Consider the following 3,765-nt stretch of genomic DNA (forward strand, 5'->3'; position numbering starts at 1 on the left):
TCAGCAGGAACTCGCAGCGCGACGGCCGGCCGAATATGCGGAGATTTTTCCCGACGCGCCGCACGACGTGCTGAATTTCGGAACGGTGCACGGCGGCATCGCGCTCAACATGATCGCCGAGGAATGCACTTTGCGCGTCAGCTATCGTACCCTGCCCGACGCCGATCCGCTCGGCGTTTATCATGAGATCGAGCGCCGGCTAGTCGCGCTTGACGGTCACGATTACGCTGGGCGCGAGCATCGCGCGAAAATTGAAACTGCTCTCCTGAACGTCGTGCCCCCGCTCGATTCGCCGCGCGGAACGGCTCTGGAAGCCACGCTGTTCGACGTCACCGGCGCAAAGACCGCCGGCGGCGCGCTCTACGCGACCGACGGGGGATGGTTCACCGGCTCGGGCATCACCTCGCTGATCTGCGGCCCCGGCGATCTAGAGCAGGCGCATCAGCCCAACGAGTATGTCCGGCGGGAGGCGTTCGAAATAGGTCCGGCGATGATCCACAAAGTCATCGATAGCCTGCTGTCATCCTGACGTAGTGAGGGCACTGGTTCATTTTGAAAGCGAATGTGGGACTAGTTGTCGAGCCTCATCCCAAGAGACAATCCCATGTCCGCGAGGATCGTTTTGACCTCGTTCAGTGACTTGCGACCGAAGTTCTTAATCTCCAGCAGTTCCTCTTCGGTGCACTGCACCAGCTCGCCGACATATTTAATATCGGCGTTCCGCAATCCGTAAGACGTACGAACCGAAATCGGCAATCCCTCGACCGGACGAAGGAAGATCTCGTTCATCGGCATAGGGGAATCTTATCCTTGAATCAGTTCTCTTGGGCAAACTGACTGAACCGGGTGCGGAGTGACCAACGCGAGTCTCTTGCGTCATCCTGACGACCTGAGCAACGCGACGGAAGGAAATGGCTTCTGGCCTCCGGACAGCTCGCGCACGCGAAGCCGGCACCGGTTTCTGAGATCGCGACGCGCTCCTTTGCTGAGAGGCAAGAAAGAGCGCCAGCGCTGGTGTGGATCCAGAGAACCTAACCCCTAACCCCTTCCCGAGCGGGAAGGGGGACCAGAATGTCGGTATCTACTGAACTGTAATAGGAATTCGCACTTCGAACGACGACGCGATTGCGACGCCGTTCTTCACTGCTGGAAAGAACTTCCATTGCTTGAGCGTATCGAGCAGCACCTGGTTCAGGCGCGGGCTTGAAGTTGGCTTTTCCAGCGTCACCTGGCTGATGCCGTCGAAGGTCACGTTGAAACGCGCGACCGCCTCGGTCTGCATCACGTCCTCGCGCAGGTCGTCGGGTATCACCGGAGTCGGCGCGTAAATCGCCCGCGCGCCCACCGTATCGGTGCCGATTCCGCCGCCCGATCCTTCGCCACTTTCCGAGCTGCCGCTCTCGCTGCTCTCCGACGTGCTTCCCGCGCTCGCGCCGGGTTTTTCCTCGACGCTCGGGGCTTCGGTGGATTTCTCAGTGCCGTAGGGAGAACGAATGACCGGCGGCAGCGGCGCGATCTTCTTCACGTGAGTGACAGGATGCGGTTTGACGATGGGCTTGGCTTTAGGAATCGCCGGGGCCGCCGGATGAATCGCGCCGCCGTTGCCTTGCAGCCCGCCGATGTCCTTGGGTATCTCGACCAGCCGCGCCTCGATCGGCTTCGATTCTTCTTGCGGCATCACCTTCGTACGCATCAGGATGAGCGAAAATCCACTCAACAAAATCGCCCAAATTGCGATCGATAGCGGGACGATCCACAGCAGGCGGCGCGCCGGTTCGTCCAACTCCGGCGGTCTCATCGCTATTTGAGTTGCACCGGCCACTTCAATGCTTTACGGCAATCAAAAATTTCTCGACGCCCGCGCGCCGCGCCTCGATCATCGCCTCAACCACTGTGCCTTCGGGCGCGTCGGTGTCCGCGTTCACCACGACGCCGAGATCGTTAGTCTTGAGCATCGGCTTCAGCAGGAACGCCAATTGCTCGAGCGTGGTCGGCGTCTTGTCGATGAAAATCTTGCTGTCGTGCGTCACGGTCAGCGTGATCGGCTCTTGATGCTCCATCGATTCGGCGTTACCCTTGGGCAGATTGACCGCGATCGAGTTAAGCGTCTGCATCGACAGCGACGCCAGCATGAACGTCACCAGCAGAAAGAACATCACGTCGATCATCGGGATGATCTCGATTCGCCCGTGACGAAAATGCCGCGCTCTTTGAATTTTCATCGCATCTTTCCTATGCGCGCGCTCATCGTGCGACCGCTGCTGGTCGCGGGATTGGCGCCGCCTCACCGCCCTCCTGGTCGAGCCGAATATGATCGACCAGCCGCGAGCCGAGCCGCTCCATCGTGTCGAGCGCCTGCGATTGCATCCGCGAGAACAGATTGAACGCAAACAGCGCGAGTACCGCGATCAGCAGGCCGAGCGCCGTCGCAATCAGCGCCTGCGCGACGCCCGCCGTCACCTGCGTCGGCGCAACCAGCGTCGAGGCGCCGATCACGTTGAACGACTGCATCATGCCCGTGATAGTGCCGAGCAGGCCGAGCAACGGCGCCGCGGTCACGACAGTCTCGAGCACCCAAAGTCCGCGGGCGAGGGTTTTTTCGATCCGGCCTGCCTCATCGCTGGCTCTCGATTCGACCCACCACGCAGGCTTGTTGCGATTGTCGGCGATCACCTGGAGGAAGCGTCCGTAAGCATTGCGCGGGCCGAGTTCGTTCAACCGCTTTTCGAGTTCAATCCACGAAAATCCGAAGGTCTCGACCAGGTCCGCGAGCGTCGACGGCAGCCGCAGGCATCGCGCATAGAGGACACCGCGGTCGATGATTATCGCGATCGCGAGGACGCCGAGCGCCAGCAGCGGATAGACCATCGCGCCGCCGAACTTGATGGCGTTCCACGCTACATATAGTTCCTGCATGTATCAGTTCTCCTTAATACCTGACGCCTGCCGCGCGACCTGGGTTTCACTTTTCACTTTTTCACTGGATCGCGCTCGGGGGTTTTGTAAATGGAAGCTCCCATTTTATCCCGCCGTATAACGCCCGCCGCGGTCCAAACTGGGCGGCAAAAACACCGATGCCGCTGCCGCTGCGAACTTCGTATGTGCGGTCGTTCAGATTCACGATCGCGCCGCGAAACTCGAGAACGCCGCCATGGTTCGGGACGGTTACACGCCTGGTGATGCCGGCGTCGAGCTGGATGTAGTACGGCAGATTTCCAGTGTTAGCGAAACCGGATCGAAGCCCGCTGCCGTAAATTCCATCGAGGCTAAACATCCATCCCTTCCAGTTGTAAACAACGCCGGCGGAATTGGTGAAGGTCTGGTCGTGATCCAGGAAGATATAGTGACTGTTGATGAACTTCAGCTCGTCCGGCGCGAAGTTGAATTGCCCCGATTCCACTTGCGTCCCCTGCGCGACGCTCCAGGCGAAGTTCTCGTACGCATAGATATTGTTGTGCGTGTATGAACCCGTAAATTCGACCCCGTAGACCCGCCCCTTGGCGTAGTTGAAAGTCTCGAAGATAAGCGCCGGTCCGAACTGCCCTTCGTCTATAAGGTCCGCCGCCTTTTTGTAATAGGAATCGATCCCTACGTTCAGTCCGGGAATGATCTGCTGCGTCACTCCGACGTCAAACAGATGGTCGCGCTCGACGGTCGGCGTGCCATTGCCAGTGGAGGCGGGCGCGCCGGTGGTGCCCTTGAATTTCGCGATTGTGCTCACTGATACGAGTTCGGTTGGCGGCGGGGTCATCTGACGTGCGTAGC

At 59.6% G+C, this 3,765-nt stretch carries 4 protein-coding genes and 2 pseudogenes; 1 reads left to right on the plus strand and 5 read right to left on the minus strand.

Annotation, left to right across the window (positions count from 1 at the left end):
- Positions 1 to 529: M20/M25/M40 family metallo-hydrolase (locus tag VIW95_RS09210; RefSeq protein ID WP_331585672.1), on the plus strand; the 529-nt coding region annotated here is incomplete at its 5' end.
- 41 nt (positions 530 to 570) lie between these two features.
- Here VIW95_RS09210 and VIW95_RS09215 read toward each other — a convergent pair.
- The 5 genes and pseudogenes from VIW95_RS09215 to VIW95_RS09235 form a co-directional block, all read right to left on the minus strand.
- A pseudogene (locus VIW95_RS09215) lies at positions 571 to 792 on the minus strand (DNA-directed RNA polymerase subunit alpha C-terminal domain-containing protein); the annotation flags it as partial.
- 289 nt (positions 793 to 1,081) lie between these two features.
- Positions 1,082 to 1,798 (minus strand): TonB family protein, encoded by a 717-nt coding sequence (locus tag VIW95_RS09220; RefSeq protein WP_331585676.1) that lies wholly within the window; start codon positions 1,796 to 1,798, stop codon positions 1,082 to 1,084.
- A 25-nt stretch (positions 1,799 to 1,823) separates the two neighbouring features.
- Positions 1,824 to 2,222 (minus strand): biopolymer transporter ExbD, encoded by a 399-nt coding sequence (locus VIW95_RS09225; protein WP_331585679.1) that lies wholly within the window; start codon positions 2,220 to 2,222, stop codon positions 1,824 to 1,826.
- Between the two features lie 22 nt (positions 2,223 to 2,244).
- Complete coding sequence (locus tag VIW95_RS09230; protein ID WP_331585681.1) at positions 2,245 to 2,916, minus strand: MotA/TolQ/ExbB proton channel family protein; 672 nt, start codon at positions 2,914 to 2,916, stop codon at positions 2,245 to 2,247.
- A gap of 61 nt (positions 2,917 to 2,977) precedes the next feature.
- Positions 2,978 to 3,765 (minus strand): annotated as a pseudogene (locus tag VIW95_RS09235) (TonB-dependent receptor); the annotation flags it as partial.

The sequence above is a fragment of the Binatus sp. (SeqCode) genome, assembly GCF_036522015.1.
GTDB lineage: Bacteria > Desulfobacterota > Binatia > Binatales > Binataceae > Binatus.